This window comes from Mucilaginibacter rubeus (assembly GCF_014643835.1).
In the GTDB taxonomy this organism is placed as follows: domain Bacteria; phylum Bacteroidota; class Bacteroidia; order Sphingobacteriales; family Sphingobacteriaceae; genus Mucilaginibacter; species Mucilaginibacter rubeus.
On record NZ_BMKD01000004.1, the window covers coordinates 558,709 to 582,393 of the forward strand.

At 43.4% G+C, this 23,685-nt stretch carries 19 protein-coding genes; 12 read left to right on the forward strand and 7 right to left on the reverse strand.

Annotated elements, in window-relative coordinates:
• The first annotated feature begins 457 nt into the window (after positions 1-457).
• From uvrA to IEX80_RS16435, 4 genes are all read left to right on the forward strand, one after another.
• Entirely contained in the window at positions 458-3,346 is a 2,889-nt protein-coding gene (gene uvrA, locus IEX80_RS16420) for an excinuclease ABC subunit UvrA (protein ID WP_188833485.1), read from the forward strand.
• A 240-nt stretch (positions 3,347-3,586) separates the two neighbouring features.
• Positions 3,587-4,180, forward strand: coding sequence for a glycoside hydrolase family 19 protein (locus IEX80_RS16425; protein WP_090534400.1), 594 nt, complete (start codon positions 3,587-3,589; stop codon positions 4,178-4,180).
• 89 nt (positions 4,181-4,269) lie between these two features.
• Complete coding sequence (locus IEX80_RS16430) at positions 4,270-5,067, forward strand: Fic family protein (RefSeq protein ID WP_090534398.1); 798 nt, start codon at positions 4,270-4,272, stop codon at positions 5,065-5,067.
• Between the two features lie 89 nt (positions 5,068-5,156).
• The gene (locus IEX80_RS16435; protein ID WP_090534396.1) at positions 5,157-6,797 is read left to right on the forward strand and encodes an ABC transporter substrate-binding protein; all 1,641 of its coding nucleotides are present in this window, start codon (positions 5,157-5,159) and stop codon (positions 6,795-6,797) included.
• 152 nt (positions 6,798-6,949) lie between these two features.
• On the opposite strand, the gene odhB is transcribed toward IEX80_RS16435, so the two are convergent.
• The 5 genes from odhB to msrA form a co-directional block, all read right to left on the reverse strand.
• Positions 6,950-8,509 carry a 2-oxoglutarate dehydrogenase complex dihydrolipoyllysine-residue succinyltransferase gene (odhB, locus tag IEX80_RS16440; protein WP_090534394.1) on the reverse strand — a complete coding sequence of 520 codons (1,560 nt, stop codon included), beginning with the start codon at positions 8,507-8,509 and terminating at the stop codon, positions 6,950-6,952.
• A 61-nt stretch (positions 8,510-8,570) separates the two neighbouring features.
• The gene (locus IEX80_RS16445; RefSeq protein WP_090534392.1) at positions 8,571-11,387 is read right to left on the reverse strand and encodes a 2-oxoglutarate dehydrogenase E1 component; all 2,817 of its coding nucleotides are present in this window, start codon (positions 11,385-11,387) and stop codon (positions 8,571-8,573) included.
• A 291-nt stretch (positions 11,388-11,678) separates the two neighbouring features.
• The gene (locus IEX80_RS16450; protein ID WP_188833486.1) at positions 11,679-12,980 is read right to left on the reverse strand and encodes a DASH family cryptochrome; all 1,302 of its coding nucleotides are present in this window, start codon (positions 12,978-12,980) and stop codon (positions 11,679-11,681) included.
• Between the two features lie 259 nt (positions 12,981-13,239).
• Positions 13,240-14,046 carry a 5'-nucleotidase, lipoprotein e(P4) family gene (locus IEX80_RS16455; RefSeq protein WP_188833487.1) on the reverse strand — a complete coding sequence of 269 codons (807 nt, stop codon included), beginning with the start codon at positions 14,044-14,046 and terminating at the stop codon, positions 13,240-13,242.
• Between the two features lie 242 nt (positions 14,047-14,288).
• Positions 14,289-14,834: a peptide-methionine (S)-S-oxide reductase MsrA gene (msrA, locus tag IEX80_RS16460; RefSeq protein WP_188833488.1), complete on the reverse strand. Its 546-nt coding sequence runs from the start codon at positions 14,832-14,834 to the stop codon at positions 14,289-14,291.
• Between the two features lie 114 nt (positions 14,835-14,948).
• On the opposite strand from msrA, the gene IEX80_RS16465 reads away from it, so the two are divergent.
• Together IEX80_RS16465 and IEX80_RS16470 are read left to right on the forward strand one after the other, a co-directional pair.
• Positions 14,949-15,341, forward strand: coding sequence for a DoxX family membrane protein (locus IEX80_RS16465; RefSeq protein ID WP_175490114.1), 393 nt, complete (start codon positions 14,949-14,951; stop codon positions 15,339-15,341).
• Between the two features lie 11 nt (positions 15,342-15,352).
• Complete coding sequence (locus tag IEX80_RS16470; RefSeq protein ID WP_090534384.1) at positions 15,353-16,093, forward strand: hypothetical protein; 741 nt, start codon at positions 15,353-15,355, stop codon at positions 16,091-16,093.
• 38 nt (positions 16,094-16,131) lie between these two features.
• Here IEX80_RS16470 and IEX80_RS16475 read toward each other — a convergent pair whose 3' ends face one another.
• A complete protein-coding gene (locus tag IEX80_RS16475; RefSeq protein ID WP_188833489.1) occupies positions 16,132-17,028 on the reverse strand; it encodes a LysR family transcriptional regulator in 897 nt (298 codons plus the stop codon).
• Positions 17,029-17,127: 99 nt separating this feature from the next.
• Between IEX80_RS16475 and IEX80_RS16480 the strand changes: the two genes are divergently transcribed.
• The 3 genes from IEX80_RS16480 to IEX80_RS27825 are packed head-to-tail and all read left to right on the forward strand — an operon-like array spanning position 17,128 to position 18,289.
• Positions 17,128-17,766: an NAD(P)H-dependent oxidoreductase gene (locus IEX80_RS16480; RefSeq protein ID WP_188833490.1), complete on the forward strand. Its 639-nt coding sequence runs from the start codon at positions 17,128-17,130 to the stop codon at positions 17,764-17,766.
• A gap of 19 nt (positions 17,767-17,785) precedes the next feature.
• Positions 17,786-18,022, forward strand: a complete 237-nt coding sequence (locus IEX80_RS16485) for a putative quinol monooxygenase (protein WP_229701656.1) — start codon at positions 17,786-17,788, stop codon at positions 18,020-18,022.
• 51 nt (positions 18,023-18,073) lie between these two features.
• Positions 18,074-18,289 (forward strand): hypothetical protein, encoded by a 216-nt coding sequence (locus tag IEX80_RS27825; RefSeq protein ID WP_176627839.1) that lies wholly within the window; start codon positions 18,074-18,076, stop codon positions 18,287-18,289.
• A 40-nt stretch (positions 18,290-18,329) separates the two neighbouring features.
• On the opposite strand, the gene IEX80_RS16495 is transcribed toward IEX80_RS27825, so the two are convergent.
• The gene (locus IEX80_RS16495) at positions 18,330-18,653 is read right to left on the reverse strand and encodes a hypothetical protein (protein WP_188833491.1); all 324 of its coding nucleotides are present in this window, start codon (positions 18,651-18,653) and stop codon (positions 18,330-18,332) included.
• A 342-nt stretch (positions 18,654-18,995) separates the two neighbouring features.
• On the opposite strand from IEX80_RS16495, the gene galB reads away from it, so the two are divergent.
• The 3 genes from galB (at position 18,996) to IEX80_RS16510 (ending at position 23,678) form a co-directional block, all read left to right on the forward strand.
• Entirely contained in the window at positions 18,996-21,428 is a 2,433-nt protein-coding gene (gene galB, locus IEX80_RS16500) for a beta-galactosidase GalB (protein WP_188833492.1), read from the forward strand.
• 404 nt (positions 21,429-21,832) lie between these two features.
• Positions 21,833-22,654: an SDR family NAD(P)-dependent oxidoreductase gene (locus IEX80_RS16505; RefSeq protein WP_188833493.1), complete on the forward strand. Its 822-nt coding sequence runs from the start codon at positions 21,833-21,835 to the stop codon at positions 22,652-22,654.
• 133 nt (positions 22,655-22,787) lie between these two features.
• The gene (locus IEX80_RS16510; RefSeq protein WP_188833494.1) at positions 22,788-23,678 is read left to right on the forward strand and encodes a helix-turn-helix domain-containing protein; all 891 of its coding nucleotides are present in this window, start codon (positions 22,788-22,790) and stop codon (positions 23,676-23,678) included.
• Positions 23,679-23,685 lie beyond the last annotated feature (7 nt).

The following is a 23,685-nucleotide window of genomic DNA, read 5'->3' on the forward strand; positions in this document are numbered from 1 at the left end:
TATATTCTATAGCGTGCTCCTTAGGGGTTAAAGATTTGTTCGCTCAAATAAAATAAATTATTGGCAAAAAAACAAATAAAATTTTTTTTTTTGCGTCCTACTTTACTATTAATCGGCATAATTACCTGTAAAACCATCATTTATTTGGTACGCTTCCGTTAGACTTATTTTTAATACCGAAGGTTTAATCATTCGCCAAAATAAATTTTTTAAAAAGTAGTTGTTAAAACAACATTAAGTTTTAAAAAGTCAGCAAACTGTAAACTCCAATATTTCACGTAGTTTAATCCAATAAACAATCAAAACTCATTTGGATTCTGCTAAATATTTTAGGATTTTTGCATTCGCAAAAAGTTCATGGTTAATAGATCATGGTTCATGGTATAAATTTTGCCACTAACCTGCAAAGCGTACTACTATGATCCATCAACCATCAACTATGAACTAATTCAATAGAATGAGTAAAGAAGCAGCAAAAGATCCGCAAAAGCATATTATTATAAAAGGCGCAAGGGTGCACAACCTTAAAAACCTTGATGTGGCTATTCCCAAAAACAAACTGGTGGTAGTTACCGGCATGTCGGGTTCGGGCAAATCATCACTCGCTTTCGATACTTTGTACGCCGAAGGCCAGCGCCGCTATGTGGAAAGCCTTTCATCATACGCCCGCCAGTTTTTGGGCCGAATGAACAAGCCCGATGTTGATTATATTAAAGGCATTGCACCGGCCATAGCTATTGAGCAAAAGGTAATTACCTCAAACCCACGTTCAACTGTTGGTACATCAACCGAGATCTACGATTATTTAAAACTGCTTTTTTCACGTATCGGTAAAACGATATCGCCCATATCAGGCAATATCGTAAAAAAAGACTCAGTGACCGATGTGGTTAACTTTGTGCTTTCATTGCCTAACGAAACCCAGGTAACCATTCTTGCTCCATTGCACCCGCACAACAACCGGAGCCTTAAAGAAGAGCTTGCAGTATTGATGCAAAAAGGTTTTGTTCGTGTTGAATACAATGGCAAACTTTCGCGTATCGAATCTTTATTAGAGGATGAAACAGTAGAGAACGTTCCTTTAATGGCGGCTGAACCAACAGTCGAGATCAAAAAAACAAAGACAAAAAAAGCCGCTGCAGAAACTACCGAAATTGATGAGCAAATTGCAGTACGCATAGTTGTTGACCGCGTTACCAAAAATGAGGAAGACGAAACCATTAGCCGTTTAGGCGACTCCATACAAACTGCTTTTTTTGAAGGCAAGGGCGATTGTTTTGTTCGTTTCCAGGAACCTGACAACGATACCGAGCATGAGCGCTTTTTTTGCGACCGTTTTGAGTTAGACGGATTGAAGTTTGAAGAGCCTACGCCAAACTTCTTCAGCTTTAATAATCCGTATGGCGCTTGTAAAAAATGCGAAGGTTACGGCAAGGTGATCGGTATTGATGAAGACCTGGTTATTCCAGATAAAAGTAAATCCATTTACGAGGGCGCTATCGCCCCGTGGCGCGGCGAAAAAATGCGCGAATGGAACGATGCGCTGGTAAGACATGCCTTAAAGTTCGACTTCCCTATCCACCGTCAATATAATCAGCTAACCGAAAAAGAGCAGCGCCTGCTCTGGACCGGCAATAAGTTTTTCCGTGGTCTTGATGAATTTTTCAAGGAAATGGAAGAACAAACGTATAAGATCCAATACCGTGTTTTGCTGTCGCGATACAGGGGCAAAACTACCTGCCCGGAATGTAAGGGCAGCCGTTTACGAATGGATGCCTCCTACGTAAAGATCAATGAAAAGTCGATAACCGATGTGGTACTGATGCCGCTGGATAAAACCTTTGAATTTTTTAAATCGCTTGAACTCAGTGAAACGGATGCCAAAATCGGTAAACGCTTGCTGATGGAAATAACCAACCGCCTCGGCTTTTTAAACGATGTGGGCTTGAGCTATTTAACGCTCAATCGTTTATCAAATACACTATCAGGTGGTGAGTCGCAGCGTATCAACCTCGCTACGTCATTGGGCAGCAGCCTGGTAGGTTCAGTGTATGTTTTGGATGAGCCAAGCATCGGTTTGCATCCGCGTGATACCCAAAGGCTGATCACCGTATTAAAATCCCTCCGCGATGTGGGCAACACCGTATTGGTTGTTGAGCATGAGGAAGAGATCATGAAAGCTGCCGACCACATTATTGATATTGGCCCCGAAGCCGGTACCCATGGCGGGGAGCTGATTTTTACCGGTACTTATAATGAAATTATAAAAGACGATAAAAGCCTCACCGGTAAATATCTGAGCGGTCGCGAGGAAATAGCTATCCCGTCAAGCCGCCGCAAATGGCATGATTTTATTGAAATAAAAGGTGCGCGCGAAAACAACCTGAAACATGTCACCGCCAAATTTCCATTAGGCGTGCTTACTGTTGTTACCGGCGTATCCGGCTCGGGTAAAACCAGTTTGGTAAAACGTATCCTTGCCCCCGCCGTTCAAAAGGCCTTAGGTAATTATTCGGGCGAACAAACAGGCTCATATGATGCCATTGATGGCGATTACAGCAAAATTGAACAGGTTGAACTGGTTGACCAAAACCCGATAGGCCGTTCATCGCGCTCAAACCCGGTTACTTATGTTAAGGCCTGGGACGAGATCCGCAACCTGTACGCCGCTCAGCCGGCAGCAAAAGCCGCCGGGCTAAAACCCTCCGCATTTTCATTTAACGTTGAAGGCGGCCGCTGCGATGTTTGCCAGGGTGAAGGTGAAGTTAAGATAGAGATGCAATTTATGGCAGATATCTTTCTTACCTGCGAAACCTGCGGGGGACATCGCTTTAAGCAGCATATTTTAGATATCCAATACAAAGAAAAAAACGTATCGGAGATCCTGGCCATGACCATTGACGAGGCTGTCGAGTTTTTTGCCAAAGAGCCAAAGATCATCGCCAAAATAAAACCGCTGGTTGATGTTGGTTTGGGATATGTTCAGTTAGGGCAGTCGTCAAATACCTTATCAGGGGGCGAAGCCCAGCGTATTAAACTTGCTTCATTCCTGGTGAAAGGCAACAACACCAATAAAACATTGTTTATTTTTGACGAACCTACTACCGGTTTGCACTTTGCTGATATTAAAAAACTGCTGAAATCATTTGATGCCCTGCTTGATCATGGCAATACCATCATTGTTATTGAGCATAACATGGATGTGATCAAATGTGCAGACTGGGTTATCGATATTGGCCCGGAAGGCGGCGACCGCGGTGGTAAAGTAGTATTTGAGGGCGTTCCTGAAGACCTTCTAAAACAAAAAGACAGCTATACGGGCAAGTTTTTAAAAGAGCGGTTTTAATTTAAAGTGCCCGTGTAATAAAACGGGCACTTTAAAATTTGCTTTATAAACGTATTCCTTTTTTAGGCCTTTTCAACCAATGCCGGAATTGGCTTGAAAATCCTGGCCCAACTCTTTGAATATCAGCCTTGGTATTCCAAACGTGAATATTTATATTTACCTAAATCTTCCATACCTTTTTAATCTGAAACATCCGTTTACAGCAGTTAATTTTATTACTAATACCTAAATTTCATTATCATGCCAGGTACAAAAGAATTTTATGACACTATCCGTGCGTCTGTATTTAAAGGGCACATTTCACAAAGCCAGATTGATGGTATCGAAGCCATTTTAAAGGCCGCAGCTGATGCCGGCGTTACCGATCAGCGTAAGGTAGCCTACATGTTAGGCACCGTTTACCATGAATGCGCAGGCACTATGCAGCCGATAAATGAATTTGGCAAGGGTAAAGGTCATCCCTATGGCGAAAAATTTAAAATGGGCGGGGGGCCTGGTCACCGTATCCCTTATACAACGCCCGATCAGCTTTATTATGGCCGCGGTTTTGTACAATTAACCTGGTACGAGAACTATGACGCCATGGGCAAGCATTTACATCTCGACCTGCTTAACCATCCCGAATTGGCGCTTCAACCTGATATAGCCGCCAATATTATGATTGAAGGTATGACAAAAGGCATGTTTACCGGCGTTGGCTTAGGCAAATATTTTGACGCCACCCATGCCGACTGGATCAACGCCCGCCATATTATTAACGGGAATGATCACGATGTGCTGATAGCAGGTTATGCCAAACATTTTTATAAGGGATTGACCGGTATTGATGCGTAGTAAAATTAAATTCAGTTGCCAGGTTTACCGGTGCCAGGCAACTGAACCACTATGTAAAAACTTATAAGTATTTTCGCGTTGTTGAAACGATGGAAATAGTTAACCTGATAAAGAAATACAACGATCTTGGCATAGCTGATGTGATTGACCACAACCGGTTTAACCTCATTTCTATTGACCATCACTCTACACGGATTGAAGGCTCAACATTGACAGAGGTAGAAACACAAGTGCTGATCACCGAAGGGCGCACGCCCAACGGCAAGCCGTTGGAAGACAGCTTGATGGTAACAGATCATCACGCGGCCCTCCTTTTTACAATTGAAAATGCAAAAGTAAAAAGAGCATTGTCAGTATCTCTTTTGCAGGAAATCAATGCTTTGGTGATGAAGAATACCGGCAAAGTATACAATACTATGCTGGGTACCGTGGATTCCCGAACCGGAGCATTTCGGAAAGGCAACGTCACTGCAGGTATTTCCTATTTCCCCAATTTTGATAAAGTGGAACGCCTGACAAATGACCTGGTAAAAAAGCTCAATGAATCCATCAGCTCCCCCTTATCTGTTGTTGAACAGCTGAATCTTTCCTTTGATGCACATTTCAATCTTGTCAGCATACATCCTTATTATGATGGCAATGGGCGCACTTCGCGATTATTAATGAACTACATTCAGGCATATTATAATCTTCCATTGGCAATAGTGCGGAGTGAAAATAAAGTAGCCTATATCCAGGCGCTGATTGATACCCGCGAACAGAAAAATATTGAAGTATTTCGTGAATTCATGGCAGGTGAATATTCTTTTTTGCTCAATCAGGAAATTGAAAAGTTTGAAGAAATGAAAAAGCCATCAAAAGGAACTGGTTTTACTTTTCTATTTTAATTTTAGCCATCGCCGGCAATCAATCATCCCCGCGTAATAATCAGCTATTCATTCACACAGCTAACGCAACATTTAATATATTAGCTTAAATGAATAAGCTGATCACTTACCTTTTTGTATTATTCTCCATTCAGCTTTGTTCCTGCCATACGGATACTTCTCCCGATCAGCACAAAACCGTTTTTAATATCAATCTGGAAGAAGGCCTTACCTCGCTTGATCCTGCCTTTTGCCGTAATCATTATACCATTTGGATGGACAACCAGCTTTATAACGGCCTGGTACAGATCAACGATAGTTTAAAAACCATTCCCTGTATTGCTAAAAGCTGGGAAACATCAGCTGATGGTTTATTATATACCTTCCATCTGCGTAATGATGTATATTTTCATGACGATCCTCATTTTGCAAACGGTACAGGTCGAAAGGCAGTGGCCTCAGATTTTGCCTATAGCTTCGGTCGTTTGATCGATCCTAAAGTTGCTTCATCCGGCTCATGGATCTTCAGTGATAAGGTAAAGGGCAAAAGCGCCTTCATGGCACCTAATGACAGTACTTTCCAGATCAGGCTTAAGCAGCCTTTCGCTCCCTTTTTAAGCTTACTCACGGCACAATATTGTTCTGTAGTACCCAAAGAAGTGGTTGAGTTTTATGGCAAGGACTTCAGGAGCCACCCGGTAGGTACCGGCCCCTTCAGGTTTAAATACTGGAAAGAAGGCGAAGTACTGGTGTTTTTAAAAAACGAGCATTACTGGGAAAAAGACGAAAAAGGCAACCGCCTCCCCTACCTGGATGCCATCCGTTCTACCTTTATTGCTGATAAGCAGACTTCGTTTCTGGAGTTTGTAAAAAAGAATATCGATTTTTTGAATGATATCGACGGCAGCTATCGCGATGACATCCTCACCAAAGCAGGCAAGGTAACGCAAAAATATAAAGGTAAATTTATACTCAATACCGCTCCTTACCTGAACACCATTTACCTGGGCATGCTGGTGGATACCACTTTGCCCATTGTAAAAAAATCGCCTTTAAAAATACTCAAGATCAGGCAGGCCATCAACTACGCCATCGACCGCGAAAAGATGATCAAATACCTCCGTAACAGTATGGGTACACCGGGCTACGGAGGTTTTGTGCCCGAAGGCATGCCAGGCTTTAACGGCACCGGGGTAAAAGGTTATATATACGACCCGGAAAAAGCCCGTTGCCTGCTCCGAGACGCCGGTTATCCGAATGGTAAAAACATGCCCGAAATTACCCTGGCTACCACCGTTGGTTACCGCAGTTTAATTGAGTATGTACAAGGCCAATTGGAACGCATCGGCATAAAAACAAATGTGGAGATAACCCAGGGCGCCAGTCTGCGCGAACTGATCTCCAAAAATGGCATCAACTTTTTTTATGGTTCGTGGATAGCCGATTATCCTGATGCCGAAAACTACCTTTCAGTTTTTTACTCCAAAAATAAAATTCCCTTCGGCCCCAATTATACCGGGTTCAACAATAAAAGGTTCGATGAACTTTTTGAACAAACTTACCAGGTAAAAGATGATGAAAAACGCTTCGGCCTCTACCGCCAGATGGACAACCTGGTGATGGAGCAATCGCCCATTGTGGTATTATACTACGATAAACTGGTAAACCTCTATCAAAACAACATTAGTGGCTATAGCCTTAATGGTCAAAATTTGTTAGTGCTAAAAAGGGTGGTGAAGAGTTCGTTTTAGAGATTAGAGGTTGGAGGTCAGAGATTAGTTGTACTTGGTTCGTCGCTACTTCTAATCACCTGACAAATTTCAAAACCTTGCGAAACCTATTACACAAAAAAATCCCGGAAGGGAAAACCAACCGGGATCTCTTTTATAAAGTTTTTGCAGGGTTATACACCTAACAACAACCTTGCAGGATCTTCAAGCAATTGTTTAACCCTTACCAGGAAACTTACCGATTCGCGACCGTCAATGATGCGGTGATCATATGACAGGGCAAGGTACATCATCGGGCGGATCACAACCTGGCCGTTTACTGCCACCGGGCGCTCAATGATATTATGCATACCTAAAATGGCCGATTGAGGCGCATTGATGATCGGCGTCGATAACATCGAACCAAATACACCACCATTGGTAATGGTAAATGTGCCGCCGGTCATTTCAGGGATAGTCAGTTTGTTTTCGCGGGCTTTACCGGCAAGTACCACAATGGCTTTCTCAATTTCGGCAAGGCTCATGCTATCGGCATTGCGGATAACAGGAACAACCAAGCCTTTAGGAGCAGATACAGCAATGGAGATGTCAGCAAAATTGCTGTATACGATCTCTTCACCCTCAATACGTGCACCAACAGCCGGCCAGTCTTTCAAAGCTTCTGTAACCGCTTTGGTAAAAAACGACATGAAGCCTAAGCCAACATTATGCTTTTCTTTGAATTTGTCTTTGTATTTAGCGCGCAATTCCATGATCGGCTGCATATCTACCTCGTTAAAGGTAGTAAGCATTGCCGTTTCATTTTTAACCGATACTAAACGTTTAGCAACGGTTTTGCGCAACGAAGTCATTTTCTCCCGTTTTTCGTCCCTGGCACCACCTGTAGAAGTTGCAACCGGAGCGGCAGCAGCAGGAGCAGCTGTTTTAGCTGCAGGGACTTGCGCGCCAAGGGCATCACCTTTAGTGATACGGCCATCAACACCCGAACCTGATACTGATTTTGGATCAACACCTTTTTCGGCTAATATTTTGGCGGCAGCCGGTGATGGCGTACCTGAGGCATAAGTTTTAGCACTTTCGGCAGCTGCACCACCACGTGGCGATTCATCGGTAGCGTTAACTACAGCCGGGGTTACCGGGGTAACTGCAGGTTGTGAAGCACCCGCACCTTCAATAGTACAAACTACGGTACCAATCGCTAATACATCGCCTTCTTTAGCGATTGTTTTTAATGTACCTGCTTTTTCGGCAGTAAGTTCAAAAGTAGCTTTATCTGATTCCAGTTCGGCAATGGCTTCATCCATAGCAACAGCTTCGCCGTCTTTCTTAATCCACCGGGATAATGTAACCTCCGTGATAGATTCACCTACCGGCGGTACTTTAATTTCAACAGACGCTGCTGATGCAGCAGCCGGGGCAGCAGCAACAGGGGCCGGAGCAGGTGCGTTGGCTACAACTTCAGGCTGCGGCTGTGCCGCTGGGGCAGCAGTTTCAGCACCTCCGTCTTCAATATTGGCAACAACAGCACCAATTGGTAGTACATCGCCTTCGTTGGCAACGATTTTTAAAGTACCGGCTTTTTCGGCAGTAAGCTCAAAAGTAGCCTTGTCTGATTCCAGTTCGGCAATAACCTCGTCCATTTCAACGTGGTCGCCGTCTTTCTTTTTCCAGCTCGAAAGGGTTACTTCTGTAATTGATTCGCCTACGGTAGGCACCTTAATCGCTAAGCTCATATTGTAGTATTGTAGATTTTATATTTTTTAATGGATTATATCAGGATGCTTAATTGACGGATCAATCAGCACCGGCATCAGCCATTTTCTTTGTTGTTTTTTTAACAGCTTCTTTAACAGCTTTACCGGCTGGGGCTTCAAAAGCTTTTGAAACTATGTATAACTGCTGGGCAGCATGCTGTTTAGCAAAGCCGGTAGCAGTACTGCTGCCTTCTATCCTCGAAATAACGCTCAGGTTAATCACCTTATCATTATGGAATTTGCGGCAAATGTATGGCCATGCGCCCATGTTTTCAGGCTCTTCCTGTACCCAGATAAACTCTGCCTTTTCATATTTGGCTTTGATCTTCAAAATTTGCGTAACCGGAGTTGGGTAAAGCTGCTCTACACGTACAATAGCCACATCCTTACGATTATCGGCCTGTTGTTTGTCCAACAGGTCATAATAAACTTTACCTGTACACAGCAATACGCGTTTTACCTTTTTAGGGTCAACATAAGTATCGTCTATCAACTCGTGGAACTTGCCGTTGGTAAAATCTTCAATTGGCGATACGCATTTAGGGCTGCGCAACAAACTTTTTGGTGTAAAGATGATCAAAGGCTTGCGGAAATCACGGTGCATTTGACGCCTTAAAATATGGAAGAAGTTAGCAGGGGTTGTACAGTTAGCAATTTGAATATTATCATCGGCACACAGTTCTAAAAAGCGTTCAACACGCGCAGATGAGTGCTCAGGGCCCTGGCCTTCATAACCGTGAGGCAACAGCATAACCAAACCGTTGCCACGCTGCCATTTAGTTTCGGCACTGGCGATGTACTGATCAACAATGATCTGGGCACCGTTAAAGAAATCACCAAACTGGGCTTCCCAAATGGTTAAAGCAGTTGGGTTTGCAAGTGCATAGCCGTATTCAAAACCTAAAACACCATACTCAGATAATAAAGAGTTATAAATGCTCAGTTTAGCTTCGGGGTTAATGGCAGCAAGCGGTGTAAATTCGTCTTCCGAATCAACCAGCGTCAATACCGCATGGCGATGCGAGAAAGTACCGCGTTTCACGTCCTCGCCACTTAACCTGATCGGGTAACCTTCTTTTAGCAGAGTTCCGTAGGCAAGCAATTCGCCCATGGCCCAGTCAAACACTTTGGTTTTGTTCACCATGGCACTGCGGTCTTCAAAAAGCTTTTCAATTTTCTTGAAAAATTCTTTATTTGGTGGCAACACAGTGATCTTATTACCGATCTCCAATATGGTTTCTTCGGCTACAGAAGTATCAATAGCTTTTACCAGTTCTTTATGGCTTGCCAGGTGCAATCCGCTCCAGGCCCCCTCAAACATGGCAATGGTATCAGTAAACCTTTCCTCTGATTTTACTTCGTCCAGTTTTTGCTGTAACTCATCTTTGAAGGCTTTTTCAATAGATTTTAAGAATTCAGCATCTATACTGCCTTCATCTATCAGTTTTTGATTGTAAATCTTTAACGGGTTAGGGTGCGCGTCGATTGCTTTGTATAACAGCGGCTGGGTGAATTTAGGTTCATCAGCTTCGTTATGACCATAACGGCGGTAGCAAAGGATATCGATAAATACGTCCTCATTAAATACCTGCCTGTATTCCATAGCCAGGTTTACTACGTAAGCCAAAGCTTCAACATCATCACCGTTTACGTGGAAAACCGGCGAAAGCACAGTTTTGGCAACGTCGGTACAATAGGTACTTGAACGTGCATCTTTATAGTTGGTGGTAAAACCTATCTGATTGTTGATAACCAGGTGAATGGTGCCGCCGGTGCGGTAGCCATCCAGTTTTTCCATTTGTAAAACTTCATATACTATACCTTGTCCGGCAATTGAAGCATCGCCGTGGATCAGGATCGGAGCGATCTTTGAATGATCGCCGCCATATTTAAAGTCGATTTTTGAACGGGTGATCCCTTCCACAACCGGGTCAACCGCTTCGAGGTGCGATGGGTTAGGGCAAAGGCTCAGGTGAACTTTTTTACCGCTTTTGGTATGCACATCGGTTGAAAAACCTAAGTGGTATTTCACGTCGCCACCAAAAGGTGATTCAGAATCGTAGTTTTTACCTTCAAACTCAGAGAATACCTCTTTATAGGTTTTCTCCATGATATTGGTCAATACGTTCAAACGCCCGCGGTGCGCCATACCGATGATAAACTCCTCGATACCCAGATCGGCGCCTTTTTTAATTACCGAATCCATTGAAGGGATCAGCGCTTCGGCACCTTCCAGTGAAAAACGTTTTTGACCAAGGAATTTGGTACCTAAAAAGTTTTCAAATGTTACGGCTTCATTCAGCTTATTAAGCATCTCCTTCTTTTCATCAAGGGTGAAAGAAGGCGTATTGCGATGGCCCTCCATCCGCTCTTCAAACCATTTTATTTTAATGGGATTGCGGATGTATTTATATTCCGTACCTATTGAACGGCAGTAAGTATCCTCAAGTAACTGGCGGATATCGCGCAGTTTGGCAGCGCCCAAGCCTACTTCAACACCCGCATTAAAAACGGTATCAAGATCAGCTTCGCTCAAACCAAAAGTTTCAAGCTCCTTGCCTGGGTAATAATGGCGGCGTTCGCGAACGGGGTTTGTTTTTGCAAACAAATGCCCGCGTGAGCGGTAACCATCTATCATGTTTAATACGTTAATTTCCTTCAAGAAATGTTCAGGAGTAGCTTGACCAACTGCAGCAGGTGCAATTGCCCCGGCAGCATCGGTATCTTTACCAAAATCAAATCCTTCAAAGAATTTTTGCCATCCAAAATCAACCGATTCCGGCTCCTGTTTGTACTGTTCGTATAGGGAAGATATGTAGGCAGCGTTTCCGCTATTTATATAATTGAGACGATCCATGTGAAACTGATCTTTAAAACGGTACAAAAGTAATGATATACCGCTATATACTTCATAATTAATTGTAAAGAAATTTAGCCTTTGTTAAGCTTATTTTATCCTTAAATGGGAAAATACGGAGTTTTGAGGCAAAAGAACAACAGTTATTTAAATAGATGGTTTATAGAAATAATAATTAGATAAGATTTAGGTATTGCTTCGGCTCATGGTCCGGTTATACTGCGCAAGGCATTATCCATCGGCTGATGGACGATATCGCTACTATCAAAACGCCAAAACGTCGAATTTCAATTACACCCCAACCAAATCCCCGGCTTCATCAATGGATGATGGTTGCCAGGTATTCACAAAATCGGTTTTGGCTTCAAGCTCTTTGGGCAGCTTGGTAACTATAGCGTATTTGCTTTCCTTAGCATCGTTAACACCGGCAATAAAGGCCCAGTTGCCCCAATTGCTGGCCGGCGAATAATCAATAAGCTTTTCTTCAAAATAAGCAGCCCCCTGTACCCAGTCGGCTTTAAGGGTATTTACCAAATAGCCCGCTACTACCTGCCGGTTTTGATTACTGATATAGCCGGTAGCGTTAAGCTCATGCATTGCTGCATCAATAAGGGGCACGCCTGTTTCGCCGTTTTTCCATTTTTGGAGCAACAGGTCGGCGTCCGGTGCAAGGTCAGTGCCCTGAGCTTCGTCTTTAGCTTTGATAAATTTTTGGCCGTGTTTTTTAAACATGAACCTGAAGTAATCGCGCCAAAGCAATTCAAGCTTTAACAGGTTACCATTACTGCCATATTTCTGAATTTCCCAGTAAACCTGCCTCGGCGAGATACATCCTATCGAGATCCAGGGAGAAAGTTTTGAAGAGCAATCAGAGCCGTTACGCCCATTTTTTTGTTTCAGCAACTGGTCTGCATTGGCAAAACACTTATGCATTTGTACCAAAGCCGCTGTTTCGCCCCCCTGAAAATATTCAGTAGCGCGCATATCGTCAACAGGCTCGTTTAAACCTAATTGCTGCAAGGTTGGCAATTCGCCGGCATCGGTAATTTCCGGAACGCTGATATGATCGGGTTTGGGTACGCACGGGCGAACATTACTGTCACGTTCTACCTTCTTTTTAAAAACCGCGAAACTATCCGGGATATCCTTGATCGGAAAAGGAAGGTCTTCCTTATGATACATGGTATGACCGATGAAATGCTTAAGATTAAGCCTCATTTTCCATAGCGCAGTTTCAACCTGCTCGGAGATATTGGTTTCCTCGTAGGCCACCTCACGGTGATGATAAACTTCATTTACCTGGTATTCTTCGGCAAGTTGGGGAATAACTTCTGCCGGATTACCTATTCTGATGATGAGTTCGGCACCGAAGCCTTGTAAATTTTTGCGGAGATCAGCAACGGCCTCTAAAAGGAACCTCGCCCGGAAATTTCCGGTTTTTGAGGCACCGGTTTCATTATGCTGAAAATAATAAGGATCGAAACAATAAACCGGCAGTATTTTATCAGCCTTGCGTACAGCTTCTAACAAAATTTCGTTATCATTTATGCGCAAGTCGTTTCTAAACCAAACCAGAATAGTTCTATCACTCATAGTTAAACAGGGGTTAACTGAATAATAATAATGCAGTATGCAAATTTGCAATTTATTTGCGCTTCATGCACATTTTACCGCAAGATTATGACATCACCCAAACATTCAATTATTTTATTAAACTAAATAAAATGCTTTTAGCTATATAAAATAATTAAACCCACAGCGGGATCAGCGTGTAAATATACGTAAATACAGGCAATTAAGTTATATACCTGCCAGGCGGCTATCCCCGGTCAATCGTTACAGATCGGGAACTCTATTGATCGGCTTTGATCTTCGCCCTGATCACCGAATCTTTTTGGGCAGGGCTAAGCTTATAATTAAACCGGAAAAGTGCCCCCTCAAAATCACCATACGAAGGATTGGGAATAACAATATACCTTTTGCCAAATTCCGCTTGCAGCTTTTGTGTAGTAGCCGTCCTGCTTTCTTCGGCCGGGTGATTATCATACAGCAGGTCAAAATCGGGCAGGTTATCGCCGCAAAGCAGCAGGATGTTATGTGTTTTTAAAACGTTAAGACGTCGCGCTTCCTTGCTCGACGAAGTGGTTTTCAACTGCAGGTGTTCGTCATCCGCATTAGGCAATCCAAACAACTGCAGATTTTTTAACGTACTTGCCCGCTCATTTTCATTACGGTTGGTGATATAAAATATGGTGATCCCTTTTGATGCAGCGTACTTAAAAAAAGCAGGTGCGCCCGGCACGGTATCAGCAAGGGCTTTGTCGGTCCATTGTTTCCAGGTGGCATCGCTGTAATCTAAATTCTGTAAGGCGCGATGGGCATCATAGGGGCTATTATCCAGCACGGTTTCGTCAATATCGGTAACAATAGCCAGTGGTTTATCACCGGGGTTCTTAATCCCTTCATCAACCCTGAGTTTAGCTACGTTATAGGCCTGAAAGCATAATGCCTTGTATTCCGCTGCCCGCTGCTGCCATAATGAAGTCCAGATCTTACCATCGTTGGTAATGCTGGGATTAGGATTGGCCGTTTTTTTAACAGATGAGCAGGCGCTGAATAACAACAGGCCTGATAGTAGATAGCTATAGCTTTTTTTCATATGGGTTGATTAAAAAGAGTGCCGGTCGAGACCTTGCTGAAGACTCATGCGGAAAAAGTACGCCGGCATGCTTTGACGAACTACCGTTTAACTAAAACGGGTGTCATGCTGAGGCCCTCGAAGCATGGTGAACAGGGCCTCTGCCCACGAGCCTTCGACGGGCTCAGGGTGACAGGCCCTTTTGCTTTATATTATTTCATCTTCAGAGCCGCTCGATTTAAACACTCCGTATGATAGGCATCTTATAACAGCTCCGGCTTTATTTTATCCTTAAACTCCTTGGCAAATTTATTGAGTTTTGGCTGGATAACAAACGCGCAGTACGACTTGTTAGGATTATCGTTGAAATAATTCTGGTGGTAATCTTCGGCGCTGTAAAATGTACTTGCCGGCGTGATTTCGGTTACGATAGGATCGTCAAAAACCTGCTCATCTGTAAGTGTTTTGATCATCGCTTCCGAAGCCTGCTTTTGTTCATCTGTATAATAAAATATAGCCGAGCGGTATTGTGTGCCCACGTCATTGCCCTGACGGTTAAGTGTGGTTGGGTTATGGGTTTTAAAGAAAACCAATAACAATTCATCAAACGAGATCACGCCGGCGTCATATTCCAGGTGAATCACTTCGGCATGACCGGTAGCGCCTGTACAAACCTGCTCATAGGTTGGGTTTAAAACTTTACCGCCCATATAACCCGAGGTTACTGATGTTACACCTTTAAGCGATTGAAAAACGGCTTCGGTGCACCAAAAGCAACCGTTGCCAAAAGTTATTTTTTGAATGTTCATATGTCCTGTTTTATCAAAAGTAATGCCTGTTTAAATAGTTAGCTATGAGGCGGATTTGAATATGTCAATTAAATTACTAAACTTAGTGTTTAACCTTATATTAACCTATTAATTATGAAAATTGCAGTATTAATTGCCCGCGTTTTGCTGGGCCTGGTCTTCGTGGTGTTTGGTTTAAACTTCTTTTTCCAGTTTCTGCATATGGCCCAACCGCCCATGAGCGATAAGGCACAGGCATTTAGCGGCGGGTTATTTGGTTCAGGTTATTTTTTTCAATACATGAAGGTAATTGAAATAACCAGCGGCCTGTTTTTAATTATTAACCGGTATACGGCACTGTTTGTGTTATTGCTGCTGCCTATTGCACTTAATATATTCCTGTTCCATGCCATTTTGGCACCGGCCGGTTTGCCAATTGGACTGGCAGTTATCGTTTTAGAGGTATTTTTGCTGTTTGCCTATCGTAAATATTACGCGAGTATTTTTACGGCCACACCAACGGTGTAAATACCTGCCTTATGAACAAATGCGCCTTAGTTATTACTATCCTTACGCTTTCATTCAATCATGCATTTGCTCAGGATGAACTGAAAACATACGAAGCAAAAGCAACCGGGAGAGACACAAAAACATATCACATAATTTCGATCGATGGTAAAAATCAAACGGTGAAGATCGTTCCTGACTATGCAAACCACGTGCTTAAAATGATTTGCCTCAAGGATATTATTACAATAGATGATTTTTGGGGAGAACCTCCTGACATTAGGTTATTGAATAAAAACTTCATTGCGATTAACTATGCAGTAAGAGGCGGATCGGGGGTTGGGTTAGGAAATACACTGATCATCTGCGTGGATGGCCAACATCTATACAAGGCCATGCATGTTTTAAGATATCTTACCGGAGAATCCGGCGAACAACAGGAAGAGTATCGCATTAAATTGCGTTTGGTTGGCAACAGTGTTAACAACTGCAAATTAAAAGTCAGTGTACATGATTTTGTTGATTCAAAACCTCGCCCTAAAGAAAACTATGCCTATGACAATAACACAGTTTTAGCCTTCGACACGCAGCAAAATGTCTTTTACAGCGTTAAGCAAGACATATACGATCACTTTATCACCGCAAAAAACAAGACCAAACAAAAAATTGCAGGTAATTTCCCTATGATCATTTTAGGTAAGGAAACTTATTACTTTATAAATGGCAGATGGTATACGGGTGGCCTTAGCAAAGACATGTTTGAGTTTCAATAATCACATGATCTTCTTTTGCCACGGCGGCGATTAGAGGCTTACACCATCTCCCGCTCAAAAATTTCCTGGATCATAGCCACCTGCTCCGCATAAATGGATTTTTTGCGGGTGCCGAAGTACAAGGTGTTCTCAATTAAATTATATCCTTCCCAAAGCAATTTGATGTTGCCGCTATCGCGCTCCTTTTTTGAAAGAAAGTCGGGGATCACGGCTATCCCCTTGCCATTGCTGAGACAGCGGATAATGGAGCCCATGTTTGGCACAATGAAATTGGGTTTAAAATCGGGCCTTTTACCAAAGTTGATATGCCAGAAGCGCCGCAGGTGTTCCATATCGCCAGATGAGCCGTACCAGGTTTGGGCTTTAAGCCAGGTTTGAATCTGGTTAAGGTCTTTAGTTTTCAATAGTTCATTAAATTCGTCGGTTGGCGTTTGCGCCCCGGCCAGTACCACTATGCGTTCCTTAAAAAAGGGTTTATACTCAAGACCTTTATAATCACCCTTATGAGGCGTAACGATCATATCGAGGATGCCGTTGTCCAGGTCGGCCAGCATTTCGGGGTATTCGCCAAATTTAATGATCACATTAAAAGGCAGCGTAGGCAAATAGGATTCAAGTGTGAACTGAAAAGTTTCAAAGCACATACCTATACTTATAGTAGGAATATCTTTTTCGGTGCTTTTATGAAAATGCCGCTCGGCATCCTCCAGTTTACTGATAGACTCCTGTATATAGTTATACAGGATCTTACCGCGCTCTGTCGATACCATTTTTCGCGATGTGCGATCGAACAGTTTATAGCCTACATAACTTTCCAATGAACTTAAATGCAGGCTCACGCCCGGCTGCGAAATAAACAGCGCTTCGGCCGCCCCGGTTAGCGACCCGGTTTCATAGATCGCTTTAAAGGTGCGGAACCATTCAAAATTAACCATAGCCTATCTATTATAATTATGATACAAATGTATAAATTAAACTATTTTAATAATGAATTAAGCCGGTGTAATTTTGATGAAAATTAAAACAGAAAATAAATGACAAACATATTTGTAATAAACGGAGGGCAGATCTTCGGTCACTCCGGCGGAAGATTTAACAAAACTTTATTGGATACTACCGTACAGTATTTTACCGCTCATCCTGATTTTGAAGTTCGTTCAACCGATGTAAACCATGAGTACGACCCTATGCAGGAGGCCGAAAATTATAAGTGGGCCGATGTGATCATTTACCACACCCCGGTTTGGTGGTTCCAGGTACCGCATGCCTTTAAAAAATATATCGACGAAGTTTTTACCGCCGGATATCAAAACGGTATTTACCGCAGCGACGGCCGCACCGCCGAAAACCCCGGTATTAATTACGGCACAGGCGGCTTAATGCAGGGCAAAAAATACATGCTTACCACATCATGGAACGCACCGGTTACCGCATTCACCTTACCCGGCGAATTTTTTAACGAACGCAGTGTTGACGAAGGCCCCCTGTTTGGCTTTCACCGCATGAACGCTTTTACCGGCATGCAGGCTTTAGAAAGTATCCACTTTTATGACGTAATGAAAAACGCTAATATTGAGGAGAACCTGCAACGCTACCACGAACATTTAAACAAACTATTTACTCAAAACAACCCAAGCCATGAAAATTTACTTAACAGCCTTAGTGAAGTGTAAGGCCGGCACCACTGCCCAAATGAAAGATTTTTTGGATAAGCTGGTAGCAGCATCCCGCCAGGAAGAAGCCTGTTTGCAATACGAGCTATACCAGTCAACAACTGACGAAACCCAGTTTATTTTTCACGAAACCTGGGCCAGCCAGGAAGGGCTTGATCAGCATGTTAAGCAGGAGCATTTCCAACTGTTCAGTAAGCAGATTGTTGATATTATAGATGGGCCGCTTGGGATATATAAAACCGATAAGGTTCATTAAAATTGATAGTTAACAAAACGCCCCCGGTTTCTACCGGGGGCGTTTTGTTATTTGCCGCAGGTTTTATTGCAATCGCCCGAGGCTTTGCATGATTTGCTGCAGTTGTCTAAACACGTTGGCCGGGTGCATGACTTTGCGCATTTGGTGCAATGGTTCATTTTGTTATTGCAGCAAGGCGTATTAGCAAACGAAATATTAAATATGGTAAACAGCATCACAGTGGTGATGAAAAGAAACTTTTTCATGATTTTTAATTTGAATTTTTAATAAAAAGATACACTATTGAAAACAGGCAGATGTCTTTTTATTAAGCTTTCGGAGGGTTCCAGCAGGCGTTGGCGTAATCGGATAAATTGCCTGCGAGGTAAGGCGAAGCAACATTGTTATTAATGTTAACCACAGCAGGCCCAGCCTTGACAGGTTCAGCTTTTAAAAAGCAGCAATTGTTGCACGATAGCATGGTCATGCACATACCACCGTCACATCCTTTTTGACCGCCATGCTGTTTCTGCGGCATATGATCCATATGATGACAGCAATTTTTGGTCATGTTGTATATAGGCTCCGCTTTTCCCGGTATTGTGGAAATGAGCACCATAAAAATTAACATGATAAAGGCGATTGCTTTCATTGAATCTTGAAACGGAATGTTAAAGGAAATAGTATTAAACACTAAGAAGCTGTTTAAAAATTATATAAAAGCCGTCATTGCGAGGCACGAATCGATCCCCAAGAGGCAGATCCGCTAAGCAAATCCGCCCTGTATAGTCGGGGACTGCTTCGTACCTCGCAATGACGTGGCGGATATAGTAGTCTCATTTAATCATTCTTAAACAGCATCTAAGATGTAGTTTGATATTTTACACATAATTTAGCATAAAGCGATCCCCCCGGTTAATTTATACTATTCCTTTGCTTTTAGCCTATTATTTATAATTTAGTGTCCAAAATACATTTAATCTCAAACGATATTATGTCATCAATAAAAACCCACCGCGCCGGGGCTTATAAGTTTGCATGCATCCTTGCCGTCCTGACGCTGGCCGCGTTAAAACCTTTTGCCCAAAACCGGCAGAAACTTGATTTTGATAAAAGCTGGCGCTTTAACCTCGGCGCTGTTGAAAACGGCGAAAAAACAACGCTGAACGACAGCAAATGGCGCGTGCTCAATTTGCCGCATGACTGGAGTATTGAAGGTAAATTTTCAAAAGATAACCCGGCCACACCTGAAGGCGGCGCCCTGCCCGGCGGCATTGGCTGGTACCGTAAAACTTTTACTGTTCCTGCTTCATCAAAAGGCAAATTGGTTTATATTGATTTTGATGGCGTATATCAAAAAAGCGATGTGTGGATCAACGGCCATCACCTTGGCTTCAGGCCAAACGGGTATATCTCTTTCAGGTATGAACTTACTCCTTACTTAAATTTCGGCGGTAATAACGTTATCGCTGTTAAAGTTGATAACTCGGTGCAGCCAAATTCGCGCTGGTACTCAGGTTCGGGCATTTACCGCCATGTGTGGTTGGTTACTACCAACAAAACCGCTATCGATCATTGGGGTACTTATGTAACTACGAGCGATATCAGCGATGCGTCTGCCAAAGTAAATGTACAGGTACAACTGCATAATGACCAGTCATCGCCGCAGGTGCTTATCAGCACCAAACTTTATGACGCGGCCGGTAAACAGGTAGCCGCCGCGGGCGAAGCTACATCGGCAGCGCAAAATAAAAATGAGCCTTTAACGATAACCAATACCCTTACGGTAAAAAACCCGGTGCTTTGGTCGGTAGAGAACCCGTACTTATATAAAGCCGTTACCCAGCTTATTGAAGGCAAAAAAGTAGTTGATGAATATACCACCACCGTAGGGATCCGCTATTTTAATTTTGATGCCGATAAAGGTTTCAGCCTGAACGGGAAGCCGATGAAGATTTTAGGTGTTTGTAATCACCATGACCTTGGCAGCCTTGGCGCAGCTATTAACAACCGTGCATTGGAGCGTCAGTTGCAGATGCTCAAAGCGATGGGCTGTAATGGCATCCGCACCTCGCACAACCCTCCGGCTCCCGAACTGCTCGACCTTTGCGATAAAATGGGTTTTATTGTGATGGATGAGGCCTTTGATTGCTGGGAATGGAAAAAGGCTACTTACGATTATCATCTGTACTTTAAAGAATGGCATAAACGCGACCTGGAAGACCAAATCAAACGCGACCGCAATCACCCAAGCATCATGATCTGGAGTATCGGCAACGAAATCCCGCAACAGGCAGATACCAGCGCCTTACGCATTGCGCCTGAGTTGGCGGCTATTGTTCACAGCCTCGATAAAACCCGTCCGCTCACTACGGCTAATGACCGTCCGGATAGCACCAACAAAATTATAAAATCGGGTGCTATTGATTTGGTTGGTTATAACTATCACCAGTTTGATTACGCTAAGTTTCATGACCGTTACCCGGGTAAAAAGTTTATTGCTACTGAAACTACTTCGGGTTTGGAAACGCGTGGTTATTATGAAATGCCTTCGGATAGCATCAGGGTTTGGCCGCCAAGCTATGATAAACCTTTTGTAAGGGAAGGCAACAATGTTTCGGCATATGACAACACCCGACCACCATGGGGATCAACACATGAAATGACCTGGAAGGTGATGAAAAAGTACGACTTCCTTTCGGGCATGTTCATCTGGACGGGCTTTGACTATCTGGGCGAACCAACTCCATATTCATGGCCATCGCGCAGCTCATACTTCGGGATTATTGACCTGGCCGGCTTCCCTAAAGATGTATATTATATGTACCAAAGCGAGTGGACCAATAAAAATGTGCTCCATATTTTCCCGCACTGGAACTGGCAGCCCGGTAAAATGATCGACATCTGGGCATACTATAACAATGCCGATGAGGTTGAACTTTACCTGAACGGTAAATCATTGGGCATCCAAAAGAAAACCGGCGACGACCTGCATGTGATGTGGCGTGTAAAATACCAGCCCGGCACGCTGAAAGCTATATCACGCAAAAACGGCAAAACCGTGTTAACCCGCGAGATCCATACCGCCGGGGCTCCTGCAAAAATCGAACTGACTGCCGACCGTTCGCAGATCAAAGCCGATGGTCAGGACCTGTCATTTATCACCGCAAAAATATTGGATAAAGACGGCAACGTTGTACCTGATGCTGATAACAAGGTAAACTTTAAGATTGCCGGCGAGGGCTCCATTGCCAGCGTTGACAACGGCGATCCGGTTAGCCATGATCCGTTTAAAGCTGATTACCGAAAAGCATTTCATGGCCTTGCGCTGGCCATAGTACAGGCCAAAGAAAAAGCCGGCACGATCACTTTAACCGCTTCGGCTGATGGATTGAAAAGTGCTACACTGGTACTGAAAAGTAAATAACATCACCCCCGGCCCTCTCCAAAAGAGAGGGAGTTTGGACGTATAAAAAAACGCCCCCCCGTCTCCCTGTAGATGGGGTGCGTTTTTTTATAAACCGAAGAGCCTTTAAAACGGAGGGAAAGTTTTTTGTAGAGACGCATAATTGCGTCTCCCGGCGGACGAGCCAATTTAAAAGGCTTCTGATTTCGTCCGAAATTGAATGCGGGAGACGCAATTATGCGTCTCTACATTTAAATCAATCAAAGTCAAACAGCTTTTGAGTTTTTGCCGATATTTACGCTTAATGACATTCTCATTACCGATTATAAGTCTCCGCGTAAAAATGTATCATTGTTCCCTACTTCTGTATAAATCGCCCTGTGTTTGCCCTGTTAATTTTGTGCCATCATTTAAAAACAATAACAATGGCAAAGACAATTTTCATTACCGGCGCATCACGTGGTTTCGGTAAATTATGGGCCGAGGCATTACTGCAAAGAGGCGATAAAGTAGTAGCAACCGCTCGTAACCTGAGCGCTTTGGATGACCTGGTATATAAATATGGCGACAGTATTTTACCGCTGCAACTGGATGTTAATGACCGCGCGGCAGATTTCGCGGCCATCAGCAAAGCAAAAGAACACTTCGGCAGCATCGATGTACTGATCAACAATGCAGGTTACGGTTTATTCGGCAGTATTGAGGAAACTACCGAGCAGGAAGCCCGCGAGCAGATGGAAACCAACTTTTTTGGCTTACTATGGTTATCACAGGCAGTGTTACCTGTTATGCGTGAACAAGGCTACGGCCATATTATCCAGCTTTCGAGCGTACTTGGCCTCGTTACTTTACCTGTGCTGGGCTTGTATAATGCCTCTAAATTTGCGGTAGAAGGTTTAAGTGAAACCCTGGCCGCCGAAGTAAAAGGCTTTGGAATAAACGTTTCCCTGATTGAACCTAACGGCTTTGCAACTGATTGGGCCGGTGCTTCTGCCGCGCAAACCGTGGCAATGCCGGAATATGACGCGGTAAGGGCAGCTTTCCATGCTGGTTTAAATGACACCGATATTTTCGGTGTACCGGAAGCTACTACAGATGCTGTGCTGAAACTGATTGACACCGAAAACCCTCCGTTGCGGTTATTCCTGGGTAAACACGCGTATCCGTGGGTTAAACAAACTTATGAAGGCCGTGCTGCCGAGTGGGATAGCTGGAACGAGGTAGCTGCCGCTGCACACGGTAAATAATATTATAGTTCCTGTTAATAATCAGACCATAGCTTTGGGCTTTAAGCGTTCTGCTTTCAGCTTCTATATAAATGGTATTATTTGGTATAATCTACGCCGCAATTCGGCGTAGATTTGTTTAACTTTATTCATCATGCAGCATTTTAAAAGTTTGGCCGATATGCACCGCTCCAATGGTTTCCCGATGCCGGAGAACCCGCTCTTCAGCTTGTACAGGTGCACCCATACCTGTGGGTTTGGCGAAAGAGAGTTTACATCTGATTTTTACATGATCGGGTTTAAAAAACTTAAGGTAGGTCAGATCATGTATGGCCGCACCAAATATGATCATGATAATGGCAGCATGATGTTCATCAAACCCCGGCAGGTGATCCAGTTTAATAGTGTGGAGTATGATGAGGATGCGTTTATTATGTTCATCCACGAGGATTTTCTGCATGGTCACTTTTTGCATAACGAAATAAGCAAATATGCTTTTTTTGACTATGAGGCAAACGAAGCCCTGCACCTTTCGCCATCGGAAGAGCAGATCATGTGGGACCTTTATTACAAGATAGAAGCCGAATATCACAATAACACCGATGAGTATAGCCGCGACATTATACTTACGCATATCGATTCTATCCTGAAATACTCGCAACGGTTTTACAAACGCCAGTTTATTAACCGTACAGAGCTTTCGGGTAAAACAGTATCAAAATTTAATGAAGTGTTAGCAGCTTATTTTACCAACGGCTTATTGCTAACCCAGGGACTGCCCTCTGTTAACGCGCTGGCCTCACAACTTAATTTATCACCTCGTTACCTAAGTGATATGCTTAAGCAGGAAACAGGAAAAACTGCTATTGAACTGATCCATATTTACCTTATAAACGAGGCAAAAAACCGTCTTAAAAGTGATTACCAAAACGTTTCTGAAATAGCATACGAACTTGGCTTTGAGAACCTTCCATATTTTTCACGGCTGTTTAAAAAAGAAACAGGTATCAGCCCTAACCAGTTTAAAAAACAGTTGCTTAACTAACGGCTGG

Bases quoted from the DNA above. Each gene is read 5' to 3' on its own strand.
- uvrA (WP_188833485.1), top strand. From the start codon at position 458: ATGAGTAAAGAAGCAGCAAAAGATCCGCAAAAGCATATTATTATAAAA.
- IEX80_RS16425 (WP_090534400.1), top strand. From the start codon at position 3,587: ATGCCAGGTACAAAAGAATTTTATGACACTATCCGTGCGTCTGTATTT.
- IEX80_RS16430 (WP_090534398.1), top strand. From the start codon at position 4,270: ATGGAAATAGTTAACCTGATAAAGAAATACAACGATCTTGGCATAGCT.
- IEX80_RS16435 (WP_090534396.1), top strand. From the start codon at position 5,157: ATGAATAAGCTGATCACTTACCTTTTTGTATTATTCTCCATTCAGCTT.
- odhB (WP_090534394.1), bottom strand. From the start codon at position 8,509: ATGAGCTTAGCGATTAAGGTGCCTACCGTAGGCGAATCAATTACAGAA.
- IEX80_RS16445 (WP_090534392.1), bottom strand. From the start codon at position 11,387: ATGGATCGTCTCAATTATATAAATAGCGGAAACGCTGCCTACATATCT.
- IEX80_RS16450 (WP_188833486.1), bottom strand. From the start codon at position 12,980: ATGAGTGATAGAACTATTCTGGTTTGGTTTAGAAACGACTTGCGCATA.
- IEX80_RS16455 (WP_188833487.1), bottom strand. From the start codon at position 14,046: ATGAAAAAAAGCTATAGCTATCTACTATCAGGCCTGTTGTTATTCAGC.
- msrA (WP_188833488.1), bottom strand. From the start codon at position 14,834: ATGAACATTCAAAAAATAACTTTTGGCAACGGTTGCTTTTGGTGCACC.
- IEX80_RS16465 (WP_175490114.1), top strand. From the start codon at position 14,949: ATGAAAATTGCAGTATTAATTGCCCGCGTTTTGCTGGGCCTGGTCTTC.
- IEX80_RS16470 (WP_090534384.1), top strand. From the start codon at position 15,353: ATGAACAAATGCGCCTTAGTTATTACTATCCTTACGCTTTCATTCAAT.
- IEX80_RS16475 (WP_188833489.1), bottom strand. From the start codon at position 17,028: ATGGTTAATTTTGAATGGTTCCGCACCTTTAAAGCGATCTATGAAACC.
- IEX80_RS16480 (WP_188833490.1), top strand. From the start codon at position 17,128: ATGACAAACATATTTGTAATAAACGGAGGGCAGATCTTCGGTCACTCC.
- IEX80_RS16485 (WP_229701656.1), top strand. From the start codon at position 17,786: ATGAAAGATTTTTTGGATAAGCTGGTAGCAGCATCCCGCCAGGAAGAA.
- IEX80_RS16495 (WP_188833491.1), bottom strand. From the start codon at position 18,653: ATGAAAGCAATCGCCTTTATCATGTTAATTTTTATGGTGCTCATTTCC.
- galB (WP_188833492.1), top strand. From the start codon at position 18,996: ATGTCATCAATAAAAACCCACCGCGCCGGGGCTTATAAGTTTGCATGC.
- IEX80_RS16505 (WP_188833493.1), top strand. From the start codon at position 21,833: ATGGCAAAGACAATTTTCATTACCGGCGCATCACGTGGTTTCGGTAAA.
- IEX80_RS16510 (WP_188833494.1), top strand. From the start codon at position 22,788: ATGCAGCATTTTAAAAGTTTGGCCGATATGCACCGCTCCAATGGTTTC.